Consider the following 22,153-nt stretch of genomic DNA (forward strand, 5'->3'; position numbering starts at 1 on the left):
GCACGGCGAGGCGGCGCTTGTCCGCCGCGCCCTCCGTCGCCATCATCAGGTGGTGATGGATACCCGACGACTGACCACGCACCGCCGACTCAACCAGCTACACACCGCCGCGCTGCTGGCGGTGCTCGCCACCCTGCTCTCGACCCTGGCCTGGATCCTCGGCGGTCCCGATCTGGCGCTGCTCGCCCTGGTGGTGGTGGCGGCGCTCTATCTGTTCACCCCGCTGGCCTCGCCCCGTCTGGCCCTTTCGCTCTATCGCGGCCAGCTGCTCGCGCCGCATCAGGCCCCGGCGCTCTATCGGGTGCTCGAGACCCTGGCCGCGCGCGCCGGGCTGCCTCGGGTGCCGCTGCTCTATTACATCCCCTCGCGGGTGGTCAACGCCTTCGCCACCGGCGGTCCCTGGTCCTCGGTGATCGCCGTCTCCGAGATGACCCTGCGTCGGCTCGACGAGCGCGAGCTGATCGCGGTGCTCGCCCACGAGGTCGGCCACATCGCCAACGACGACCTGCGGGTGATGGCCTTCGCCGATCTGGTCAGCCGACTCACCAACCTGCTGAGCCTGATCGGCCAACTGCTGGTGCTGATCGCCCTGCCGCTGGCGCTGCTCGGCGGGGTCGAGGTGCCCTGGGCGGCGCTGCTGGTGCTGGTGTTCGCGCCGACGTTGAGCGCGCTGGCGCAGTTCGCGCTCTCGCGCAGCCGCGAGTTCGAGGCCGATCGGCGCGCCGTCGAGCTCACCGGCGACCCCGAGGGACTGGCGCGTGCGCTGGCGCGCATCGAGCGCCTGCAGGGCAGCGGCTGGGAGCGGCTGCTCGCGCCCCATTGGCGCCTGCCCGAACCTTCGCTGCTGCGGACCCACCCCTCGACCGAGGCACGCATCGAGCGACTGCGCGCACTCGCCGCGCCACCTCGCCCGAGGCTGCCGACCGGCCCCGGCGGGCTGCACCCACCCCTCTCCCCGGCACCCGCACCGCGGCGCTCTCATCTCTGGGGGCTGTGGTCGTGAGTGATCGCTCACGCGCCCTCCCATGTCGGGCCGATATCCAGACGGCGATCAAGGAAAATAGCCACCACACGCTTGACGCCCCTCCGGGGGCCGTCAACCATCATAGGATCCAGCCTCGACACGCCCCGGCGTGCCACACTAAAGGCACACTCACCGGGCCAATTCGGCTCGCGACTCATCGCGCAAAAAGCCCCGGACCAAGTGATCGTCCTGACCCTGGTGTCATCACACGCAAACGGACGCGCGCGATTGAACATGAGCGTCTGATTCACGCGGCTTACCGTCAGTCGTGCCGGCTGAATTGGCGGTAGCGTTACCAACGAAAAGCGAACACATTCCCGATTCCAGGTGCGAGCAGTGTCTTGAACGAGCAGATCGCATATGCTAAAGCTGCGCAGGGAAGATAGCCGAAACGAAAGATCCCGTCACGAGCGTATATCCGCAGAGACGTAGACCCCGTATTGAAAACCGAAAGAAGGCGAATGCCGTTCACAGGGCCATTGAAACAGACCGCATTGACTGAATAGGTGCCTTTTCAAGAAAGAGTCAAAGGTAGCGGGGTAATCTTGTTGACCCGCTATGACTCTCTCGTATCCTTGAGGATTAACGGGTAGTGCCCTGACCGATAGGATTTTGAATCGCTCAATGTGTTTGGCTCACCCGCAGTGAGTCAAGCGCACATCGTTTCGTTGTAGTGATGAATGAAGTGCCAGAGTGCACCCAGATGGTTTTCCTGGTTTTTCGAGAATGCGAGCGACTTTCTCACCAAGCGGGAGATACGCTGCCGGAGTGTACCGTTAAACCGTTCGATATGGTTGGTTTCCCCTTGTGACTTCGCACTGGGATAATGTCGGTGTGCCGGGATGATCCGCGCATAGGCGCTCCAGAAATCTGTGTAGACGGGAGCGGAAGTCTGATATTGCGCTGGGATGGAATCCCACAGAGCCTGTGCGGAGCGCTCCGTACGATCGCCAACATGGACCCCGACGATACGCCGGGTCAGGCGATCCATGGCGAGCCAGATCCATTGTTTGTTCAGGCGTTTTCCGACAAAGGACCACAGTTCGTCGCACTCCAGGATCACTCCGTAGGGTGTGGTGTTTTTTTTAGCGCGACCTGACGAGGAACCTTCTTGTACTTCTCGTTCACGTAGTTCTGCAGCCAAGCCTCGGAGACCTTCACCGCACGGGCAATTCCGGCCAGGGAGATTTTTTCCAGCAGCAACCGATCGATCAGTTCGCGGGTTTCCTGAGAAACCGGCCCCTTGGCAGGATGGAGAACGAACTGGCGACCGCAATCTTGACACTTGTACAACTGCTTTTTCAGCCGGTTGAATCCATTTTTGGTCACATGGTTGGAGTGACACTGCGGACATGTCAGATACATCTTCTTCATCCTTAAAGCAAGAGATTCTGATCTTATCGAAACCTATCGGTCAGGGCACTACCGATTAACGATGGTTATCGATCACCATTCCGTGCCCACGGCACTGCGGGAGTTTCGGCATGAAATCAATCGACTGAGCCGCCTGATGACCCTTGCCTTTGCAGGCATTGCCCTGCTCGGCGCGCTGCTCTGGCGATTCTCCGACGACTGGATCTGGCCGCTCGGAGTGCTGATCGGTTTCACCGCCGCGTGGTACCTGCGATCACGCATCCCAAGGCACCTCGAAAATCTCGAAAAGATCCAACGTGAGCGTGAGCGTTTCTTCATGGGCATCTTGGATGCATGCGATCAACCCTGCTCAGTCACAGCGATCGGCGAACCGGGAGACAAGGAATGGCGATGGCTCTACGTGAACCATCCGGTTCGGGCTGCTTTTGGCAAGCCTCTTAGCGAGTTTCTCGATCGGCCTTGCCATGAGTGGGGCGCCAATATCTGCAAGACCGAAAATTGCGGTAGAGCGTGTCTGAGCAAAGGACAGCCGAACACAATATTCGCTCAAGACTTCGGAGGTGGGCTGAACCATTTCCGGGTCTATACCAAGACCGTTGAGGATTTATCTGGCCAACCGGCTTATGTCGTGGAATGGGTGGATCCTCAGGAGGAGCTGAAGTTCCAGATGTCGCGCGCCAGTGATCGCGTCCAAGAGCTATCGACGAGCACCGCTCATGCAATCCACGAAGTCTCGGGAAACATCAAGAGCGTCGCTACCGCCGCTGAAGAGCTCTCGTACTCGACCTTAGAGATTAGCCGCTCGGCCGAGACTACGGTAGCTACGGTGAACACCGTCGAAAAGATCGCGCAACAGGTCGGCGACGAAGCACAGGAAGCGGCCGACGCCATACGCGCCTTGGCAACAGTTGGCGAGCAGATCTCGATGATGAGCACGGTCATTCGAGAAATCGCCAACCAAACCAACCTTCTGGCGCTGAACGCGTCGATCGAGTCGGCTCGCGCCGGGGAGCACGGGCGCGGCTTCGCGGTCGTGGCGAACGAGGTCAAACAGCTGGCTCAAAAAACCCAGGAAGCCACGCAGCAGATTGCCGAAAAGACCGAAGAAACGCGCCTCCAAATCGCCGACAACGTCGGTCGGATCGTCAACTTGTCGGAGCGAGTGACCGAGGCGAGTCGCCAGATCGGTGAAGTCAGATCCTCAATGCAGTCGGTCGCGGCCAGCGTCACTGAGCAGAACGCAGTGGTGGAGGATATTGCCCGCAATGGGGCCGAGGCAGCACAGGCCACCGACGAAGCGGCTAACCTCGTGAAGAGTGCTCTCGAAGCGGCCGAGGCGTTACGTGACAAGGTGAAATAGGGGTGTGGGGACAAGCTCAAACAAGCGCGAGTTAGTTCTCAAGCCCCCTGAGATTGCATACCCGCTTATTGAATAGCTCAGGGTGTTTCTGCGCCCATTCCTTGAGCGCTTGAATCGGAGCGATGCGTCCGAGCGCTGAGGTTTCCCCGTTTTTTCGACTGGCGCGCATCGAGCGACTGCAGGGACGCGGCTGGGAGCGGCTGCTCGCGCCCCATTGACGCCTGCCCGAACCTTCGCTGCTGCGGACCCACCCCTCGACCGAGGCACGCATCGAGCGACTGCGTGCACTCGCCGCGCCACCTCGCCCGAGGCTGCCGACCGGCCCCGGCGGGCTGCACCGCCCCTCTCCCCGGCGCCCGCACCGCGGCGTGCTCATCTCTGGGGGCTGTGGTCCTGAGCGATCGCTCACGCGCCGCCCCCATGTCGGGCCGATATCCAGACGGCGATCAAGGAAAATAGCCGCTGCGCTTGACGCCCCTCCGGGGGTCGTCAACCATCATAGGGTCCAGCCTCGACACGCCCCGGCGTGCCCGGGGCGAACCGGATCACCAGGAGTCGATCGATGTCGATAGAAGTCAGCGGATTTTTTGGATTACTGCTGCTGGTACTGAATGTGTGGGCCATCGTCAGCACGGTGCAGAGTCGTGCCGGCACCCTCTCCAAGGTGCTGTGGATCGTACTGATCCTGCTCCTTCCCCTGCTCGGCTTCATCCTCTGGCTGTTACTCGGCCCCAAGCGCTGAACCGGCACCACACGCCCAGCGTCCACCACCCAGAGGACTCGCGTCCACATGGCCTCGCAAGACACCAATCACTGGAAAGAGAAGTACTACGGGACGCTCGACACCCTGGAGGCGAAGGAAAAGGCCTGGGCGCAGATCGAGAAGACGCTGCGTTACGCCGTCTCGCGCCTGAGCCTCGCGGTGGAGACCCCGGACAGGACGTTCGAGGAACAGCTCGAGTCCTTGCGTCAGGCGATCCGCAAGAACGCCACGGCCAAGCAGATCGGCCTGCTGATGGAGGACATCTCCGAGTCGATGCTGCGTCTCGACGAGCAGCGCGCCCAGCCCGACGACCTCGATCGCGCCATCGCCCGGCTCGACGACCTGCTCGAGCAGCAGCGTCTCCCCGGCGCGCTGAAGAAGGAGACCAAGACGCTGCGCAAGCGGCTGCGCGATGCGCGACGCGAGCCAGGACTCGGCGCCGCGCTCGCCGCCTACTCCGACTATGCCCGCACCCTCACCGACTGGCTCGCCAGCTCCGAGCAAGGCAGCGAGGGGCTGTTCGGACGGCTGTTCGGCGGACATCGCGAGAGCGGCGCCGAGGAGACGCCGACGGAGCTGGTCGACCTCGACACCCAGCCTGCCGAGATCGAGGCCCCGCTGCCGCCGAGCGATGACCTCACCACCACGCTCGATCCGTCGCTACCGGCCTTCAACCTGGTGCTGCTCGACCTGATCCACCGTCTCGACCTCCCCGAGACCTTCGCCAAGCAGTTCAGCGCCATCACCACGCTGCTGCGCGACGAGCCGAGCGCCGAGACCGCCGAGCGCGCGGTCACCGAGATCGCCGACCTGCTGGCACGCGCGCGTCATCATCTCGAGCAGGAGAAGAAGGACATCGAGCACTTCCTCTCCCAGCTCACCGGACGGCTCGAGGCGCTCGACCGCTATCTCGAGGCCTCGTTCGGGCAGCGTGAGGAGAGCGCTCGACAGGGCGCCTCGATCGATGCCGACATGTCCGCCGAGGTCGCCCGCATCCGCCGCTCGGTCGACGCCGCCCAGGACGTCGATCAGCTCAAGCTCTCGATCCAGGGGCACCTGAGCAACATCCAGCAGCACATGGATGCCCGACGCAGCCTGGAGCAGGAGCAGCTCAACCAGGCGCGCGCCGAGATCGATCATCTCAAGCAGGAGCTGGGCAAAGTCCAGGAGGAGAGCGGCGAGCTGCGTCAGTTGCTGCACGAGGCACGCCAGCGCGCGCTGTTCGACAGCCTCACCGGGCTGAGCAACCGGCTGGCCTATGACGAGCGCATCGCCCAGGAGTGCGAGCGCTGGGCGCGCTACGGCCACCCGGCGGTGCTGAGCATCTGGGACGTCGACTTCTTCAAGCGGATCAACGACCGCTTCGGTCACACCGCCGGCGACAACGTGCTCAAGATCCTCGGCAAGCTGTTGCGCACCTCGATCCGCAAGAGCGACTTCGTCGCCCGTTTCGGCGGCGAGGAGTTCATGATGCTGCTGCCCGAGACCTCGATCGAGACCGCACTCGAGGTCGCCGAGAAGCTGCGCGAGCAGGTCGCCGCCTCACGCTTCCAGTACCGCGGTCAGCCGGTCCCGGTGACCATGTCCTGCGGGCTGGCCGCCTTCGTCGAGGACGACACCCCGGAAGACGTCTACCGCCGCGCCGATGCCGCGCTCTACGAGGCCAAGCGTTCCGGGCGCAACTGCTGCCGGGTTCACGGCGGCTGAGCGCAACCTCAGCCCTTGTCCTTGCCCTTGGCCTCGTCCTCCGGGGTCTCGAACAGATCGCTGAGTTCCTCGAGCTTCTCCTGCCAGATCTCCTCGTCGTCCCCCGCCTGCTGCTGGTCCTCGTCGGTCTCCTCGCCGATCTCGAACTCATCGGCCAGCTCGAAGCTCGGCGCCTCCATCTCCTCGGCCTCCATCTCCATCTCCATCTCCTCAGACTCGGGCGCATCGGCGTCGGGCTGGGGCTGGACTGAAGGCTCGGGCGCAGCGGCATCGAAATCGGCGCCGGCCTCGGCGAGCAGCGCGTCGATGTCGTCGATCACATCGGCGTCCTCGCCGCCCCCCGTCGTCTCGGTCGGGCTGGCGGCAGCCGCGGCTGCCTCCTGCTGCTGGGCGCTGAAGGCGGCGTTGTACTCGTCCATGAGCTGGTTGAGGGTCTTCTTGGTGTCGCCGAGTTCGGCCTCGAGCTGCGCCTTGGCGTCCTCGAGATCGGAGAGCTGCTCGACATCGACCATGTTGGTCGGGGTCATGTGCACCAGTGGCGCGAGCACCTTGGTCAGCTCCTTGGGCAGGTCCTGGAGCTTCTCGCCGCTGCGTTCGAGATAGATGTCGAGCATCGCGTTGTAGAAGGCGCGCTCGCGCTCCAGATACTCGTCGACGGTCGACTGCAGCTCATCGCCCTCGAGCTGATAGGTCGCGGCGAAGACCCCGGCAAGCGCCTCGCGGCGTGCCTCCTCGCCGGTATCGACCTGCTCGAGCACGGCGCTGGCGTCGGCCTGGGCCTGTCTGTCGCCCTTGCGCTGGCGCCTGAGCATGAAGAAGAGCACGCCCCAGGCCACCAGGGCGAACTCGACGCTGAGGATGAGGCCGCCGATCTCGATCGCGCTCATGTCGTCTCCCCCGTGCCCATCACGCCTCCGCAGCGGCCTGCTTCGCCGCGGCCCGCTTGAACAACCACCAGGTCAGCCCGAGCGCGGCGGCGAGCAGCAGGTTGCCGCCGAGCACATAGAGCGCGAACACCAGCCAGGAGAACTCGCCCGGCGGCGGCGCCGGCGGCTCCTCGACGGGCGCGGTGAAGGCGAACTCCAGGGTCTCGTCGGGGGGTTCGAGCAGGATCGAGCTGCCGTTGACGGTACGCGCGGCCAGCCGCGCACCGACCCGATAGCTGCCGGGCTGTGTGACCGGCAGTTCGTAGAGCATCGGCAGGGACGTCGGCGCGGCGATCTCGAGCAGCGACTGCGCGCCCCCGGGCCCCTCCAGCCGCACATAGCCGAACAGGCTCTCGGGGGCGACCTGATCGCGCTCGAGATTGAGCACCACCCGCAGCAGCGCAGGCGGCCTGGGCGCGGCGTCCTCCGCCGCCGCGTCACCGTTCTCGCTCGGCGAGGCGGGGTCGAGCACCCGCGCCTGATAGTCGAGGGTCAGCGGCGTCGGGGTGACGCGCAGACGACGCTGCAACTGACGCTTGAAGGTCTCGCCGTCGATCAGCAGGCTGAGGTCGTAGACCCCGGCGGCGAAGGCGTTGGCCTTGATCTCGGCGGTGAAACGGTTGCGTGCCGGGTCGAGCGCGAGCGGCTGGTCGATGCGCCGGGTCGGATCATCGGCCAGGGTGAGGATCGCCTTGGCCGAGAGCAGCTTGAGGAAGTCGGTGCGGGCGACCGGCGCACCGTGATCGGTGATCCAGGCCTCGAGCCTCAGGGTGTCGCCCGAGTGCAGCGCCGCCGGCACCGGGGCGGCGTCGATACCGAGATCGGTGACCACCGCCACACGGTTGTCGGGGTCGAGCCCGCCGTCGAGCGTCCAGCGCCCGGGCGCCGGGCGCTCGATGGTGACCAGGTCGTAGCCGGGCTCGCCGCGCCACTGCACCATGGGACCGTGGGCGGTGGCCGAGAGGGTCTGGCCGTCGGGACTGACCAGCCGGGTCTCGCCGCCGGGGGCGCGGAACACCAGCAGGGTGAACTCGGAGACCTGGGCGTCGATCTCGAAGTGATTGCCCTCGATCGGCACCGTGGTCGGCGCCGCCGACTGTTCGAGCATGTGGAGGAAGACCCGTTGCAGCTGCTCGGCGCTGGAGGCCGACTCCAGCCAGCCGCCGGTACGCTCGGTGAGCGCCTCGAGCAGCTCGGTGTCGACGTTGTCGGAGAGCGCCACCGCGTGCACCTTCACCCCCAACTCGCGCAACCGGTCGAGCTGCTCGGAGAGGATGCGCCGACGCGAGGCGACATCGCGGGTATCGTCCTTGGCGACGTCGACCAGCCCGTCGGTGAGCAGGATGACGTGGCGCGCGCCCTCGCCGGGCGGACCATCCCAGTCGGCGGTGGCGGCCTTCAGCGCCGCCTCGATATCGGTGAACAGCCCGCGCGAGTGCACCTGGCGGAGGTTCGCGGTGGTGCGCCGGCGCCAGTCGTCGTCGACCACCCCGGGCGCGGCCAGCACCTCGGCGCCCTCGGCGAAGGTCCAGACCCCGGCGCGCGCGCCGGCCGGGAGCAGCGAATTGACCAGCCGCAGCGCCGGTACCCGCAGGTTCTTGGGGTCGTTCTGGCGCATGCTGCCGGAGACGTCGATCAGCAGTCGCACGTCCTCGGGCGCGGCGAACGGCGTGGCGGGCAGGAGCAGCAGGCAGAGCAGCAGCGGCCAGGATCGCACGGAGAGACGACTCACGGCAGCCACAGCTCGAAGCAACCACCGGGGAGATGATGGGCGTTGCTCAGGCCGATCCGCCCGAACGCTTCCGGGGTATGGTGCAGCCGCGCCACCTGATGGGCGAAGTAGAGCCCGAGCCGGGTGCGGCTGGTGCCCGGCGCGGTCTCGGACTCCGAGGACCAGTCGGGCTGCCCGTCATCGGGCAGCAGATCGATCACCGCGGCGGGGAAGCCGGCGCCGTCGTCCTCGACGCGAATCACCAGCATGCCCTGCTCCTCGGCGGCGCTGAGCCGGATACGGGCGTGGGCATAGCGCTGGGCGTTGCCGATGCTGCTGGTCAGCACCCCGCGCACCAGTTCCCAGTCGAAGTAGCCGGTCAACTCGGGGTCGCAGTCGTAGTCGAGATCGAGACCGAGCGCGGTGCACACCGCCTGGCACTCGGCGACCACTTCCTCGCAGAACTCCTCGAGGTTGTGCGCGGCGATGCGCACCGCGAGCTGGGCGTTGCCGAGCTTGTAGAGGGTGAGCAGCTGTACCAGGTTGTTGTTGGCGCGCTGCACCTCGTGCTTGATCAGGCTCGCCTTGCGCGGGTCGGCGAGCTGGTTGGCCGGATCGTCGACCAGATCGTCGAGGCTGTTGAAGATCAGCCCGAGCGAGTTCTTGATGTCGTGGATCGAGGAGGCAAGGATGTCTGAGAAATCCATGTGTTCAGAGCCGTCCGGTTCTAGGCCAGGGCGCACAGGCCCGCTCAGGTCTCGGTCGCCAGTCGCTGCAGGCGCGTCTGCACGTCGTTGAGCCGCCAGTCACCCGGGGCGACGTGCTGGACGCGCTCGATGTAGCGCCGTACCAGCTGGATCTCCTCGGGCGAGGTGCCGTTGCGCTCCATCTTGATGATACAGGCCTTGGCGGCGTTGAGGTTGATCGTCTTGTTGGCCGGCATCTCGTCGGCGGCCTGGCGCAGCAGCTCGATGGCCGCGCCGAACTCGCCCTGCTTGATCAGCCGCACCCCCTGGTTGTTGGTGCGTACCACGTCCTGCTGGATGGCGCGGATGGCCGCGTCGGCCTCCTCGGCGATGCCGCTCTCCTCGCACACGTGCATCACCTCGGCGAGGAAGGCGTGATCGTCGTGGTTGTTGGCGATCGCGGTGCGCAGATAACCCGTGGCCTTCTCCGGCTCGCCCAGCTCCGAGCAGGTCTTGACCATCTCCAGCGCGAGCTGTGGCGAGGCCAGCTCGCCGAGCGCGTTCATCGCCTCGCCGGCGGCGGCGAAGGCCTCGGCGGCGCCCTGGGCATCACCCTTGCGCCGCTTGACCACCGCGGTGGTACTGGCCTTGTAGAAGGCCGCCTCGGGGTCGTCGCCGAAGGTCTTGTCGATCTCGCCGATCACCTTCAGTGCCTCGACGTGCTTGTCGTTGGCGCTCTTGGCCTTGGCCAGTCCGGCATAGATCGAGGGGTGATTGTGTACCGAGTGCTTGGCGAAGGCCACCGCGCGATCGAAGGCGCTCTCGGCGACCTCGCGATCGTCGTTGCTCAGCGCCAGCTCGCCGAGACGCTGCTGGCGCTCGACGCTGCGCGGCGAGAGCTTGGCGCCCTTCTGCAGGGTCTTCTCCGCGGCGGGAAAGGCCTTCTGCGCGAACTGGGCGCGCGCAAGCCAGTCGTAGCCGGGGATGAAGTTGGGGTCGAGCTCGAGCAGACGCTCGAACACCTCCTGGGCGGCGACATACTGCTTCTGCTGGAACAGCACCCGCCCCTTGCCGAGATGCGCCCAGTTGAGGTCGCGCCCCTCGAGCACCTCGTCGTAGATCGCCATGGCGTCATCGTAGCGATTGGCGGTGATGCAGGTATCGGCCTTGAGCCGCAACAGCTCGGCGAGATTGCGCGGCTTGCCGGCGATCAGGGTGTCGAGCGCGGCGATCGCCCCGCCATAGTCCTTGGCCACCAGCGCGCGGTTGACCTCGGCGAGGTCGGACTTGCGCTCGAACAGCTTGGCCAGCCGGGTCTTGATCAGCTCCTTGGTGAAGGGCTTGGCGAGATAGTTGTCGGGGGCGAACTCCACCGCGCCCATCACCATCTCGCGGGTGTTCTCGGCGGTGACCATGATGAAGATGGTATCGACCCCGATCAGCGCGCGATGGCGCGCCTCCTCGAGCACCTGCTGGCCGTCCTTGCCGCTACCGAGGTTGTAATCGCACAGCACCACATCGTAGTGACGGCGCTCCATCAACCCGATCGCCTCGTTACCATCGCGGGCCTGGTCGATGCGGGTGACGCCGAGCGAGTGCAGGATGCTGCGCATCACCGAGCGCATGTCGGAGAAGTCGTCGATGACCAGATAGGTTTTCTTGGAGAAATCGGCCGGTGGCGCCATCTGACTTGCTCCCCGCGGTGCTGGGCTGGATAGGGATGCCGATCGGGTCGACACCTTCCTGCACATGGATGCGCCCTCGACCTCGGGCAAGGGTCGACCCGATCGCGCCCGGACCGAAGCGCCGGGGCACCGAACGCCGGGCGGTGATATCGGAACCGGATCACAAAAGGGATGCTAACGCCCGCCTCGTCCGGCGGCAAGACATCGAAGGGGTGCGATAGAAACAAAAACGGCCCACAACACGAATGCTGTGGGCCGAGATGTGGTAGCGGGGGCAGGATTTGAACCTACGACCTTCGGGTTATGAGCCCGACGAGCTGCCTGACTGCTCCACCCCGCAACTGAACTGTGTGCCCGCTTGGGCCGGGTCTTGCGACCCTGTCGAGCGGTCTTGCGACCGGCGCGACGAGATGTGGTAGCGGGGGCAGGATTTGAACCTACGACCTTCGGGTTATGAGCCCGACGAGCTGCCTGACTGCTCCACCCCGCAACTGAACTGTGTGCCCGCTTGGGCCGGGTCTTGCGACCCTGTCGAGCGGTCTTGCGACCGGCGCGACGAGATGTGGTAGCGGGGGCAGGATTTGAACCTACGACCTTCGGGTTATGAGCCCGACGAGCTGCCTGACTGCTCCACCCCGCAACTGAACTGTGTGCCCGCTTGGGCTGGGTCTTGCGACCCTGTCGAGCCGGTCTTGCGATCGGCGCGACGAGATGTGGTAGCGGGGGCAGGATTTGAACCTACGACCTTCGGGTTATGAGCCCGACGAGCTGCCTGACTGCTCCACCCCGCAATCGAGACCGAGAATTATAGGGACGACTGTGGAGGGGCGCAAGTCTTTTTTCCGTCAAGGTCTTTCACCCCGCCGGACACGGCACCGCGAGCGCCGATGCGGGGACGCTCACAGGGTCTTGAGATACTCGAGCAGCGCGCGGCGCGCCGCCGGGGCGAGCCGGTCGCCGAAGTCGTGCCCCTGGTTGCCGTAGCCGTGGAGGCTGGTGTCGTAGATGTGCTTGCGCTCCGCCCAGCTCATCGCCGCCGACTTGCCCGCGGCGAGACGCCGGTAGCGCCAGCCGAGACGCTCGGTGTCGTACTCGGGCAGCGCCTGGCCGCTGCGCTGGTGGCGCCAGAAGGCCGGGCGCGCGCCGCTCTCGAGCAGGTCGGCGAGCGTCGGCACCGCGCCGTTGTGCAGATAGGGCGCGGTCGCCCAGATACCGTCGAGCGGCGGCGCGACATAGCCCAGCCCGGGACGCGAGCGTCCCAGCTCGCCATAGAAGGAGTCGTGGAACCAGTCGAGGAAACGATCGGACTCGGCGAAGGCCGCCCGCGCCAGCGCCGGGTCGGTGCCGACCTTGCCGAGGGCGACGAGCTTGTTCGGATAGCGCCCGTCGGCGCCCTGGGTGCCGTGACAGCTCGCGCAGCGATCGGCGAACACGCGCTCGCCGACGCGCGCCAGCTCGGCGTCGATCGGATAGGGATAGGGCGGCGGGCGCAGGGTGGCGAGATAGGCGCGCACGTCGACGAACCAGGCATCGATCGCACGCGCCTCGGCGACGCTGTCGGTACAGGTGGTCGAGGCCAGGATCATGTAGCGCACATGATCACCGCGCCCCTCACCGTTGTAGAAGACCGCGTGCTTCTTGGCGAGGTGCCACCAGGGCGGCACGCTCACCGGCAGCGGACGTGTCGGCGGCGGTGCGATCAGCGGCGTATCGGACCAGGCCAGGGTCTGCGGGTCGCGATGGGCCATCAGCGCCAGGGTGAGGTTGTTGGCCGAGTTCACCCCGACGGTGTCGGTCATCATGTAGTCGGCGATGCGCCCGATACGATCGGCCCAGCGCCGCCAGGCCGCGCGCTCGGGGCCGGGCGCGAGCCCCGCGCCGAGCGCCTCGATCGCCACCAGCGGGTCCTCGGTCAGATCGAGGAACTCGTTGCCCAGCCCGATCACCAGCTCGCCCTCGAGCGGCGCGGCATGACAGCCGAGACAGTTCGAGGTCACCAGCTCGACCCCGGCGGGGTCGACATGGGCGGTGAGCATATAGGGCAGCTCGGCGTTGCGCCCGGTACGCCCGGCGGGATTGAGCGCCGGTGCGCCCCCCGCCCCGGCGCGCGCGGCATAGGCGGCATGGGGCGGGCCACAGGTCACCACCGCGCGATTGAGCAGGGCATCGCGCCCGCGCACCGGATCGCCCGGGCGTTGCTCGGCGGCGGGGATGCGCCCGGCCTCGGCCTTCTCACCCGGACGGTCGCAACCGGCGAGCGCCAGTGCGAGCAGCATCCAGGACCAGCATCGACGATCACGCCAGCGCATCATTCACCCTCCCCGCGTATCCGCTGCCCCGGCCCGCCGGACTCGACCCAGCCCCAACCATCGATCACACGCCCCTCGACGCTGCCGGCGACCCGCACCGCCACGCCCGGCGCGATCGGCCCCGGCGCATCCTCCCAGGGCGCCAGCGCCACGGCCAGCGCGAGGGCGGGGATCTCGAGGCGCCAGCGCGCCGGGTGCGTGCCGCGCTCCTGCGCCTCGAGACGCAGCTCGCGCCGTCTGAACGCGCGCACCTGACCGTCGTCAGTGACCAGCACGCAGCCCGGGATCGGTCGCCCGCCCGCCTCGGCACGACGCAGCTCGACACAGGCCAGGGTGCGGGCCTCGTCGAGCTGGAGCGTCAGCCGGGTGAGGCGCAGCCCGACACCAGCACCCTCCCCGCCCCCGGCCCAGAGATGCTCGAACCAGGCGCGCCCCTCGACCGCGCGCGGCCGGCCGTCGACGAGCAGCTGCCCGCTCACGCTCAGCCCCGGCAACAGATAGCCTTGCGGGCCGGCGGTCGTCGCCTCGGCGCCGAGGGTCGCGGCAAGCCGCGCCAGCCCGAGCGCCGGGGCGCCGCCGGCGAGCACCAGCCGCCTCCCGACAGCATCCTCGAAGCGCAGACGCCAAGGCGGGCGCCCCGGCCCGAGGTCGAGCGTCCAGTCGCGCACCCACACCCGCGGCGGGTCCGCCGTTGCCCCGGCCAGCCCGAGCACGGCGCGGGCGCGGCGCTGCTCGAACGCGACCCCGACCGGTCCCAGCCGCTGCGACCAGCCCCACAGCAGCCGATCGCCGCGCCAGGCCGAGAGCGGAGGATCGGGCGGTGTCGCCAGGGTCAGGCGGACGACCCCCAGGGTGAGCAGATGCGCCCGTCCATCGGCCTCCTCGACCCGCGCCTGGAGCCGCCACAGCTCCAGCCCCTGGGACGGATGGGCGCCATGATCGGCGGGCAGGCTCAGCGGACCCGGCACCGCGCCGGGGGCGAGCAGCGCGGCGGCCCCGGCGAGCAGCGCAGCATCCTGCTCGACGGGGGGCGGGGGCGCTTCGCAACCGCCGAGCAGCCCGGCCAGCGCCAGGATCGGCAGCCGGGCGGCGTACCAGCCTCGTCGCTCAGCGCGCCTTCCACACATAGATCGCCTCGGCCTCGGGCAGCAGCTCGCGCAGCTGCGCGAGACGGGTGGTATCGACCGGGTGGGTGCTGAGGAACTCGGGCGGTGCCGCCCTGCCCCGGCTGGCGGCCTGGAAACGCTGCCAGAAGGCAATCGCCTCGCGCGGGTCGTAGCCAGCGCGGGCCATGTAGAAGAGCCCCAGACGGTCGGCCTCGAGTTCGTGGGCACGCGAATAGGGCAGGATCACCCCGAGCCGGGCGCCGACGCCATAGGCCTGTACCGCCAGATCGCTACCCGGCACGCCCTGGGCGCCGAGCACCGCCGAGAGCAGTCCGGCGCCGAGTCCGGCGAGCATCTCCTGGGAGCGTTGCTCGGCGCCGTGACGGGCCACCACATGAGCGATCTCGTGGGCCATCACCGTGGCCAGCCCGGCATCAGTGCGGGCGATCGGCAGGATGCCGGTGTTGATCCCGACCTTGCCGCCCGGCAGGGCGAAGGCGTTGGGGCTGGGGTCCTCGAACAGCACGAACTCCCAGCGCGCCCCGGGCAGCTCGACGACCCGGGCGATACGCCGCCCGATGCGCTCGACGCGCGCCTGGGCGGCACGGTCGCGGGCGCGCGGCAGCTCGCGCTTGATCTGCGCGAAGCCACGGGCGCCGAGCCTGGCCTCCTCGGCGTGATCGATCAGCATCAGCTGGCTGCGCCCGGTCTCGGGAGCGCTGGCGCAGCCCCACAGCATCAGCGCCAGCAACCAGGGCAGCAGCCGGCGGGCGGGCGACGAGGGGGACATCCGGGGGCTCTCTCGTGCAGTGATCATTGCAGGGCAGATGGGGACGGAGACGGCGCGCCACCACCCCGGCGCGGCGGTGTACACTGGCCATTCGACGACGCACCGCATCCCGCGGCCGGACTCCGTCGAGAGCGAGGAGATCGATGAGCAAGCTTCACATCCAACCCCAGACCCTGTGCCAGATCATCGGCAAGGTCCGCGAGTTCCAGGCCAAGGAGGAGGTGGTGCTGCCGGACGTCCCCTCGAGCCCGACCGAGGACTGGGGACTGCAGATGCTCGCCGACCACAGCGACGACATGGCGCTGGTGGCGATGACCGAGGCCATCGCCGAGATGAGCCAGCGTCAGCGTGCCGAGCTGGTGGCGCTGATGTGGCTGGGGCGCGGCGACTACGAGCTGGAGGACTGGGAGACGGCGGTCGATGACGCCATCGGCGAGTATTCGCTGCGCGCGGCGGCCTATCTGCTGGTCCACCCGATGGTCGCCGACGACCTGGAGGAAGGGCTGATCGCCTTCGGCTACTCCTGTCAGGACTGAGCCGGGTCGTCGCCCCGCCGGCGGCGGGGCGACGGGCGACTCAGTAATCGCGCAGCCCGAGCACGTCCTGCATGTCGAACTGGCCGCGCGAGCGCGCGCCGATCCAACCGGCGGCACGCACCGCACCGCTGGCGAAGGTCATGCGGCTGGAGGCCTTGTGGGCGATCTCCACGCGCTCGCCCTCGGCGGCGAACCAGACGCTGTGCTCGCCGACCACATCGCCGGCGCGGATGGTCTCGAAGCCGATGGTACGGCGCTCGCGCGCGCCGGTGTGACCCTCGCGCCCGTAGACGGCGACCTCGTCGAGATCGCGCCCGAGCGCCTCGGCCACCACCTCGCCCATGCGCAGCGCGGTGCCCGAGGGGGCATCGACCTTGTGACGGTGATGGGCCTCGATGATCTCGATGTCGACCTCGTCGCCGAGCACCCGCGCGGCGATGTCGAGCAGCTTGAAGGTCAGGTTGACGCCGACGCTCATGTTCGGCGCGAAGACGATGCCGATCGACTCGGCGGCCGCGGCGATCGCCGCACGCCCGGCCTCGTCGAAGCCGGTGGTGCCGATCACCATGCGCTTGCCGGCGCCGCGGCAGAGTTCGAGATGGGCGAGCGTGGCCGCCGGCGCGGTGAAGTCGATGAGCACGTCGAAGTCGTCGAGCACCGTCGCCAGCTCGGCAACGAGGGTCACGCCGAGCGCGCCGACCCCGGCCAGCTCACCGGCATCGGTGCCGAGCAGCGAACTGCCCGCGCGCTCGGTGGCGGCGCCGAGCACCACGCCCTCGGCCTCGGTGACGGCCTGTACCAGCGCGCGTCCCATGCGCCCGCCGGCACCGGCCACTGCGATCCTGATGTCTGTCATGTGAAGGATGTCCTTGTTGGCGGATGACGCACCGCGCGCGGCGCGGTGCGGCGAGTGCCGGGCCTAGAGCCCCATCTTCTCGAAGAAGCTCTTGACCCCGTCGAGCCAGGAGTGCGATTGCGGGTTGTGGCGCGAGCCGCCCTCGCGGACGCTCTCCTCGAAGTCCCGCAGCAGTTCCTGCTGACGCTCGGTGAGGTTGACCGGGGTCTCGATCACCACCTTGCAGATGAGATCGCCGACCGGGCCGCCGCGCACCGGCTTCACGCCCTTGCCGCGGACCCGGAACATCTTGCCGGTCTGGGTGCCGGCGGGGATCTTCAGCATCACCTTGCCGTCGAGCGTCGGCACCTCCAGCTCGCCGCCGAGCGCGGCGGCGACGAAGCCGATCGGCACCTGGCAGTAGAGGTTGCTGTCCTCGCGGGTGAAGATCGGGTGCGGCTGCACCTGCACCTGGACGTAGAGATCGCCGGGCGGACCGCCGAGTTCGCCGCGATCGCCCTCGCCGGCGAGGCGGATGCGATCACCGGTGTCGACGCCGGCGGGGATCTTCACCGACAGCGTCTTCTCCTCCTGCACCCGGCCCTGGCCACGACAGTGCGAGCAGGGCTCCTCGATCACGTGCCCGGTGCCGCGACACTCGGGACAGGTCTGCTGGATGGAGAAGAAGCCCTGCTGCATGCGCACCTGACCGACACCGCCGCAGGTGGGACAGGTCTTGGGCTTGGTGCCGGGCTTGGCGCCGCTGCCGCCGCAGAACTGACAGTCGACCTGGGTGGGGATGCGGATGCTGACATCCTTGCCGTTGACCGCCTCCTCGAGCGTCAGGCTGAGGTCGTAGCGCAGGTCGACCCCGCGCTGGGCGCGGCGTCCGCCACCACCCCCGGCACGGCCGCCGAAGATGTCGCCGAAGACGTCGCCGAAGATGTCGGAGAAGGAGCCGGCGCCGCCAAAGTCACCGGCGCCGCCGAAGCCGCCCGGACCGCCTTCGACCCCGGCATGGCCGAACTGGTCGTAGGCCGAGCGTTTCTTGGCGTCGCTGAGGACGTCGTAGGCCTCCTTGGCCTCCTTGAACTTGGTCTCGGCATCCGCGCCGCCGTTGCGGTCGGGATGATACTTCATCGCCAAGCGGCGAAAGGCCTTCTTGAGATCGGCCTCGCTGGCGTTGCGCTGAACACCGAGGACTTCGTAGTAGTCGCGTTTTGACATTGATTCATTCCAGCCGCAGCACGCCAGCCTCGGACGTGTTCATAAGCAGAAAGCGCACGGACGCAGAACGTCGGTACGCTTTCGCCACAAAGGTCGAGGCGGCCGCCTGGCGGCCGCTCACCTCACTTCTTGTCGTCTTTGACTTCTTCAAACTCGGCGTCGACCACATCGTCGGCACCGCCCTTGGCGCCGGACGACTGGGCGTCGGCGCCACCCTCGGCGCCGGCCTCGCCGCCGGCGGCCTCGGCGTTCTGGGCGTAGAGTCGCTCGGCCATCTTCGCCGAGGACTCGCCGAGGGTCTTGGTCAGCGCCTTGATGCGCTCCTTGTCCTCGCCACCCATGGCCTCCTCGAGGTCCTTGATGGCGCTCTCGATCGACTCGCGCTCGCCGCTCTCGACCTTGTCACCGAGCTGCTCCATCGACTTGCGGGTCGCGTGGATCATGGTGTCGGCCTGGTTGCGCGCGGCGACCAGCTCCTGGAAGTGACGGTCGTCCTCGGCGTGGGCCTCGGCGTCCTTGACCATACGCTCGATCTCGTCGTCGGACAGACCGGAGGAGGCCTTGATGACGATCGACTGCTCCTTGCCGGTGGCCTTGTCCTTGGCCGAGACGTTGAGGATGCCGTTGGCGTCGATGTCGAACTTGACCTCGATCTGCGGCACGCCGCGCGGCGCCGGCGGGATGTCGGAGAGGTCGAAGCGACCCAGCGACTTGTTGCTCGCGGCACGCTCGCGCTCGCCCTGGAGCACGTGCACGGTGACCGCGGTCTGATTGTCGTCGGCGGTGGAGAACACCTGACCGGCGGAGGTCGGGATGGTGGTGTTCTTCTCGATGAGCTTGGTCATCACGCCGCCGAGGGTCTCGATGCCGAGCGACAGCGGGGTGACGTCGAGCAGCAGCACGTCCTTGACCTCGCCGCCGAGCACGCCGCCCTGGATCGAGGCACCGATGGCCACCGCCTCGTCGGGGTTGACGTCACGGCGCGGGGTCTTGCCGAAGAACTCCTCGACCTTGGCCTGGACCTTGGGCATGCGGGTCTGGCCACCGACCAGGATCACCTCGTCGATCTCGCCGGCGGTGAGACCGGCGTCCTTCAGCGCGGTGCGGCAGGGCGCGATGGTGCGATCGACCAGCTCCTCGACCAGCGACTCGAGCTTGGCGCGGGTGAGCTTGAGGTTGAGGTGCTTGGGACCGCTCTGGTCGGCGGTGATGTAGGGCAGGTTGATGTCGGTCTGCTGGCTCGAGGACAGCTCGATCTTGGCCTTCTCGGCGGCCTCCTTGAGACGCTGCAGCGCCAGCGGATCGTTGCGCAGATCGACGCCCTGCTCCTTCTTGAAGGACTCGACCAGGTGGTCGATGATGCGCAGGTCGAAGTCCTCGCCGCCGAGGAAGGTGTCACCATTGGTCGAGAGCACCTCGAACTGGTGCTCGCCCTCGATCTCGGCGATCTCGATGATCGAGATGTCGAAGGTGCCGCCACCGAGGTCGTAGACGGCGATCTTCTGGTCGCCGCGCTGCTTGTCCATGCCGTAGGCCAGGGCCGCGGCGGTCGGCTCGTTGATGATGCGCTTGACATCGAGCCCGGCGATGCGACCGGCGTCCTTGGTGGCCTGACGCTGCGAGTCGTTGAAGTAGGCCGGGACGGTGATCACCGCCTCGGTGACCTCGGCGCCGAGATAGTCCTCGGCGGTCTTCTTCATCTTCTGCAGCACCTTGGCCGAGATCTCCGGCGGCGCCATCTTCTTGCCGCTGACCTCGACCCAGGCGTCGCCGTTGTCGGCCTTGACGATCTTGTAGGGGACCATGTCCTTGTCCTTGCTGACGACCGAGTCGTCGAAGCGGCGGCCGATCAGACGCTTGACCGCGAACAGGGTGTTGGTCGGGTTGGTGACCGACTGACGCTTGGCCGACTGGCCGACGAGCACCTCACCGTCGTTGGTGTAGGCGATGATCGAGGGGGTGGTGCGATCACCCTCGGCGTTCTCGATGACCTTGACGCTGTCGCCCTCCATCACCGCCACGCAGGAGTTGGTGGTGCCGAGGTCGATACCGATGATTTTTCCCATGACTATCGTCTCCGAATTGTGTCGTATGGCGCCTTGGCGCCTGGCTGTTCGATCAGTTGGGGGAGCCCCCCAGGGCGTTCAAGCGATGCTCAGGCGGGCTGCTGGGAGACCAGCACCAGCGCCGGGCGCACCAGGCGGCCATTGAGCATGTAGCCCTTCTGGATCACCCCCACCACGGTGTTCGGCGCGACATCCTCGCGCGGCTGCATCGACATCGCCTGATGGAACTCGGGGTCGAAGGGCTGATCGATCGGGTCGACCTGCGCCACCCCGAACTTGTCCATCACGTCGCCGAGCAACTTCAGCGTCAGCTCGGTGCCCTCGCGCAGCTTGGCGACATCGGCGCCCTCATCCTGCGCCGCCTGATGCCCCAGTTCGAGACTGTCGCGCACCCCCAGCAGCTCGCGCACGAAGCCGTCGAGGGCGAACTTGTGCGCCTTCTCCAGCTCGTTGGCGTGACGCCGCTTGAGATTCTCGCCCTCGGCGTGGGCGCGCAGCAGTTGCTCGCGCAGCCTCTCGGCCTCGGCGCGCGCCTCGGCCGCCTCGGCCAGCGCCGCGCCCAGCTCCTCGGCGCTCGGCGCCGCCGGCTCGTCGGGGGCGACCTGCTGCTCGCCCTCGGGGGCGCTGTCCTCGACCGGCGTCTCGACCTCGGCCGAGGCCTCGGCGTAGGCCGAGACGGCGGCGCGATTGACCGCCTCGTCGCCCTGGCCCTGCTGCTCGGGCTGTTGCTCGGGGCGCTTCTGCTCTGGGTTCATTGTGACCTCCGAAATTCCGTAAACGACCGCGCCACCACGTCGGACATAGACATGGCAGCGCGTGATGAAACCTGGTTCCGCGCTAATTCTGACGCAACGCCGCAGCCAGCAGCCGCGCCGTGACATCGACGATCGGGATCACCCGCTGGTAGTCCATGCGGGTCGGGCCGATCACCCCCAGCACGCCGACCACCTCACCCTCGACCCGATAGGTGGTGGAGACCACGCTGCAGTCGTCGAGCAGCGCGTAGCCCGACTCCTCGCCGATGAAGATCTGCACCCCGTCGGCGGCGATGCAGCGATCGAGAATGTGGAGGATCTCGCGCTTCTCGTTGAAGGCCTCGAACAGCTGCTTGAGCCGATCCATGCTGGAGAGCTCGCCGAACTCCATCAGGTTGGTCTGCCCGGCGATGTAGCAGTCGTCCTTGCGGTCGGCATCCTCCACCACGCGGTGAGCGAGCACCGCCGCGTGCATCATCAACTGGTCCATGTTCTCGTGGGTACGCTTGAGATCCTCGAGCAGCCGCCGGCGCACCTCGTTGATGTCCTGTCCGGTGAACATCTGATTGAGATAGTTGGCCGACTGCTCGAGCTGCGCGGGCGAGAAACGGCGATCGGTGTTGATGATGCGGTTGTGGACCTCACCCTCGGTGGTGATGAGGATCGCCAGCACCCGCGAGTCGGACAGCGGCACCAGCTCGATCTGGCGAAAGGCGTTGCGCTCGTGGCGCGGCAGCATCACCACCCCGGCCAGATGGGTGACCCCGGAGAGCAGGTTGGAGGCGGTCTCGACCAGCGACTTGGCGTCCATCCCCGGCACGAAGGTACTGCGCAGCGAGGCGATGTCGCGCTCCGAGGGCGGACTGACCGTGAGCAGCGAATCGACGAACAGCCGATACCCGGCCGCCGTCGGCACCCGCCCGGCCGAGGTGTGGGGCGAGACCAGCAGCCCCAGGTCCTCGAGGTCGGCCATCACGTTGCGCACCGTCGCCGGACTGAGGTCGAGGCCGGTATCCTTGGCCAGGGTCCGGGAGCCGACCGGCTGGCCGTCCCTGATGTAGCGCTCGACCAACGCCTTCAGGAACAGCAGCGCCCGCTCGCTCACCGGGGAATCGAACTGTCGCGTCTCGCCTGCCAAGGTTTCAGCCGCCTACATCACTGGATCGCGCGGATGGACCATCGTCGACCTTCACCTCACGCCCGCCTCGCGGCGGCGGACATCAGGGGGGTCGACCCCGTTAGCACTCACCGTCAGAGAGTGCTAACACAGGAATTTAGGGATTTGCTCCTACC

At 67.4% G+C, this 22,153-nt stretch carries 18 protein-coding genes, 4 tRNA genes and 1 pseudogene; 5 read left to right on the forward strand and 18 right to left on the reverse strand.

All coding sequences use genetic code 11. The features are described 5' to 3' along the window. Positions 1–55 precede the first annotated feature (55 nt). Positions 56–1,003: a zinc metalloprotease HtpX gene (locus ACAM26_RS12205; RefSeq protein WP_132229433.1), complete on the forward strand. Its 948-nt coding sequence runs from the start codon at positions 56–58 to the stop codon at positions 1,001–1,003. Between the two features lie 670 nt (positions 1,004–1,673). Here the strand turns inward: ACAM26_RS12205 and ACAM26_RS12210 are convergent. Further along, positions 1,674–2,383, reverse strand: a protein-coding gene (locus ACAM26_RS12210) for an IS1 family transposase (protein ID WP_369613789.1) whose coding sequence is annotated in 2 segments (ribosomal slippage) — positions 1,674–2,102 and positions 2,105–2,383 — 708 coding nt in all. Because the reading frame shifts where the segments join, the coding sequence is not laid out codon by codon here. A gap of 76 nt (positions 2,384–2,459) precedes the next feature. Here ACAM26_RS12210 and ACAM26_RS12215 point away from each other — a divergent pair. Next, complete coding sequence (locus ACAM26_RS12215; protein WP_123143086.1) at positions 2,460–3,758, forward strand: methyl-accepting chemotaxis protein; 1,299 nt, start codon at positions 2,460–2,462, stop codon at positions 3,756–3,758. Between the two features lie 31 nt (positions 3,759–3,789). On the opposite strand, the pseudogene ACAM26_RS12220 reads toward ACAM26_RS12215, so the two are convergent. Further along, positions 3,790–3,894, reverse strand: a pseudogene (locus ACAM26_RS12220) (IS481 family transposase); the annotation flags it as partial. Positions 3,895–4,320: 426 nt separating this feature from the next. Here ACAM26_RS12220 and ACAM26_RS12225 point away from each other — a divergent pair. Further along, positions 4,321–4,500 carry a PLDc N-terminal domain-containing protein gene (locus ACAM26_RS12225; protein WP_062271220.1) on the forward strand — a complete coding sequence of 60 codons (180 nt, stop codon included), beginning with the start codon at positions 4,321–4,323 and terminating at the stop codon, positions 4,498–4,500. Between the two features lie 48 nt (positions 4,501–4,548). Beyond that, a complete protein-coding gene (locus ACAM26_RS12230; protein WP_369613773.1) occupies positions 4,549–6,228 on the forward strand; it encodes a diguanylate cyclase in 1,680 nt (559 codons plus the stop codon). Between the two features lie 8 nt (positions 6,229–6,236). Here the strand turns inward: ACAM26_RS12230 and ACAM26_RS12235 are convergent, their stop codons facing one another. From ACAM26_RS12235 to ACAM26_RS12285, 11 genes are all read right to left on the reverse strand, one after another. After that, on the reverse strand, positions 6,237–7,115 hold the full coding sequence (locus ACAM26_RS12235; RefSeq protein WP_123143088.1) for a hypothetical protein: 879 nt from the start codon (positions 7,113–7,115) through the stop codon (positions 6,237–6,239). A 19-nt stretch (positions 7,116–7,134) separates the two neighbouring features. Next, entirely contained in the window at positions 7,135–8,886 is a 1,752-nt protein-coding gene (locus ACAM26_RS12240) for a VWA domain-containing protein (RefSeq protein ID WP_369613774.1), read from the reverse strand. Continuing rightward, a complete protein-coding gene (locus ACAM26_RS12245; RefSeq protein WP_123143090.1) occupies positions 8,883–9,572 on the reverse strand; it encodes a sensor histidine kinase KdpD in 690 nt (229 codons plus the stop codon). The genes ACAM26_RS12240 and ACAM26_RS12245 overlap by 4 nt, the downstream gene beginning before the upstream one ends. A gap of 44 nt (positions 9,573–9,616) precedes the next feature. After that, positions 9,617–11,236, reverse strand: a complete 1,620-nt coding sequence (locus tag ACAM26_RS12250; RefSeq protein WP_123143091.1) for a tetratricopeptide repeat-containing response regulator — start codon at positions 11,234–11,236, stop codon at positions 9,617–9,619. A gap of 263 nt (positions 11,237–11,499) precedes the next feature. Next, positions 11,500–11,576, reverse strand: a tRNA-Met gene (locus ACAM26_RS12255). Between the two features lie 73 nt (positions 11,577–11,649). Beyond that, positions 11,650–11,726: transfer RNA gene (locus ACAM26_RS12260), tRNA-Met, on the reverse strand. Positions 11,727–11,799: 73 nt separating this feature from the next. Next, positions 11,800–11,876 (reverse strand) — tRNA-Met (locus tag ACAM26_RS12265). Between the two features lie 74 nt (positions 11,877–11,950). Further along, a tRNA-Met gene (locus ACAM26_RS12270) sits at positions 11,951–12,027 on the reverse strand. A 108-nt stretch (positions 12,028–12,135) separates the two neighbouring features. Beyond that, positions 12,136–13,512, reverse strand: a complete 1,377-nt coding sequence (locus tag ACAM26_RS12275) for a hypothetical protein (protein WP_369613775.1) — start codon at positions 13,510–13,512, stop codon at positions 12,136–12,138. A gap of 32 nt (positions 13,513–13,544) precedes the next feature. Continuing rightward, positions 13,545–14,672: a lipocalin-like domain-containing protein gene (locus tag ACAM26_RS12280; protein ID WP_369613776.1), complete on the reverse strand. Its 1,128-nt coding sequence runs from the start codon at positions 14,670–14,672 to the stop codon at positions 13,545–13,547. After that, positions 14,653–15,441 (reverse strand): M48 family metallopeptidase, encoded by a 789-nt coding sequence (locus ACAM26_RS12285; protein WP_123141364.1) that lies wholly within the window; start codon positions 15,439–15,441, stop codon positions 14,653–14,655. Before ACAM26_RS12285 ends, ACAM26_RS12280 begins: the two co-directional genes overlap by 20 nt. A 143-nt stretch (positions 15,442–15,584) precedes the next feature. Here ACAM26_RS12285 and ACAM26_RS12290 point away from each other — a divergent pair, with 143 nt between their 5' ends. Then, a complete protein-coding gene (locus ACAM26_RS12290; RefSeq protein WP_123141365.1) occupies positions 15,585–15,977 on the forward strand; it encodes a DUF3775 domain-containing protein in 393 nt (130 codons plus the stop codon). A 40-nt stretch (positions 15,978–16,017) separates the two neighbouring features. On the opposite strand, the gene dapB is transcribed toward ACAM26_RS12290, so the two are convergent. The 5 genes from dapB to hrcA form a co-directional block, all read right to left on the reverse strand. Further along, positions 16,018–16,833: a 4-hydroxy-tetrahydrodipicolinate reductase gene (gene dapB / locus ACAM26_RS12295; RefSeq protein WP_123141366.1), complete on the reverse strand. Its 816-nt coding sequence runs from the start codon at positions 16,831–16,833 to the stop codon at positions 16,018–16,020. A 63-nt stretch (positions 16,834–16,896) separates the two neighbouring features. Beyond that, positions 16,897–18,039 carry a molecular chaperone DnaJ gene (gene dnaJ / locus ACAM26_RS12300; RefSeq protein ID WP_123141367.1) on the reverse strand — a complete coding sequence of 381 codons (1,143 nt, stop codon included), beginning with the start codon at positions 18,037–18,039 and terminating at the stop codon, positions 16,897–16,899. Positions 18,040–18,161: 122 nt separating this feature from the next. Continuing rightward, positions 18,162–20,105 carry a molecular chaperone DnaK gene (dnaK, locus tag ACAM26_RS12305; RefSeq protein ID WP_369613777.1) on the reverse strand — a complete coding sequence of 648 codons (1,944 nt, stop codon included), beginning with the start codon at positions 20,103–20,105 and terminating at the stop codon, positions 18,162–18,164. Positions 20,106–20,194: 89 nt separating this feature from the next. Then, positions 20,195–20,860: a nucleotide exchange factor GrpE gene (gene grpE, locus ACAM26_RS12310; RefSeq protein ID WP_123141369.1), complete on the reverse strand. Its 666-nt coding sequence runs from the start codon at positions 20,858–20,860 to the stop codon at positions 20,195–20,197. An 82-nt stretch (positions 20,861–20,942) separates the two neighbouring features. Then, positions 20,943–21,965, reverse strand: coding sequence for a heat-inducible transcriptional repressor HrcA (gene hrcA, locus ACAM26_RS12315; protein ID WP_338086190.1), 1,023 nt, complete (start codon positions 21,963–21,965; stop codon positions 20,943–20,945). Between the last annotated feature and the right edge of the window lie 188 nt (positions 21,966–22,153).

This window comes from Marichromatium sp. PS1 (genome assembly GCF_041155115.1).
GTDB classification, from domain to species: Bacteria; Pseudomonadota; Gammaproteobacteria; order Chromatiales; family Chromatiaceae; genus Marichromatium; species Marichromatium gracile.

Coding starts and splice junctions, on each gene's coding strand:
- ACAM26_RS12205 (WP_132229433.1), top strand. CDS start 56: ATGGATACCCGACGACTGACCACGCACCGCCGACTCAACCAGCTACAC.
- ACAM26_RS12215 (WP_123143086.1), top strand. CDS start 2,460: ATGGTTATCGATCACCATTCCGTGCCCACGGCACTGCGGGAGTTTCGG.
- ACAM26_RS12225 (WP_062271220.1), top strand. CDS start 4,321: ATGTCGATAGAAGTCAGCGGATTTTTTGGATTACTGCTGCTGGTACTG.
- ACAM26_RS12230 (WP_369613773.1), top strand. CDS start 4,549: ATGGCCTCGCAAGACACCAATCACTGGAAAGAGAAGTACTACGGGACG.
- ACAM26_RS12235 (WP_123143088.1), bottom strand. CDS start 7,115: ATGAGCGCGATCGAGATCGGCGGCCTCATCCTCAGCGTCGAGTTCGCC.
- ACAM26_RS12245 (WP_123143090.1), bottom strand. CDS start 9,572: ATGGATTTCTCAGACATCCTTGCCTCCTCGATCCACGACATCAAGAAC.
- ACAM26_RS12250 (WP_123143091.1), bottom strand. CDS start 11,236: ATGGCGCCACCGGCCGATTTCTCCAAGAAAACCTATCTGGTCATCGAC.
- ACAM26_RS12275 (WP_369613775.1), bottom strand. CDS start 13,512: ATGCTGCTCGCACTGGCGCTCGCCGGTTGCGACCGTCCGGGTGAGAAG.
- ACAM26_RS12280 (WP_369613776.1), bottom strand. CDS start 14,672: ATGTGTGGAAGGCGCGCTGAGCGACGAGGCTGGTACGCCGCCCGGCTG.
- ACAM26_RS12285 (WP_123141364.1), bottom strand. CDS start 15,441: ATGTCCCCCTCGTCGCCCGCCCGCCGGCTGCTGCCCTGGTTGCTGGCG.
- ACAM26_RS12290 (WP_123141365.1), top strand. CDS start 15,585: ATGAGCAAGCTTCACATCCAACCCCAGACCCTGTGCCAGATCATCGGC.
- dapB (WP_123141366.1), bottom strand. CDS start 16,833: ATGACAGACATCAGGATCGCAGTGGCCGGTGCCGGCGGGCGCATGGGA.
- dnaJ (WP_123141367.1), bottom strand. CDS start 18,039: ATGTCAAAACGCGACTACTACGAAGTCCTCGGTGTTCAGCGCAACGCC.
- dnaK (WP_369613777.1), bottom strand. CDS start 20,105: ATGGGAAAAATCATCGGTATCGACCTCGGCACCACCAACTCCTGCGTG.
- grpE (WP_123141369.1), bottom strand. CDS start 20,860: ATGAACCCAGAGCAGAAGCGCCCCGAGCAACAGCCCGAGCAGCAGGGC.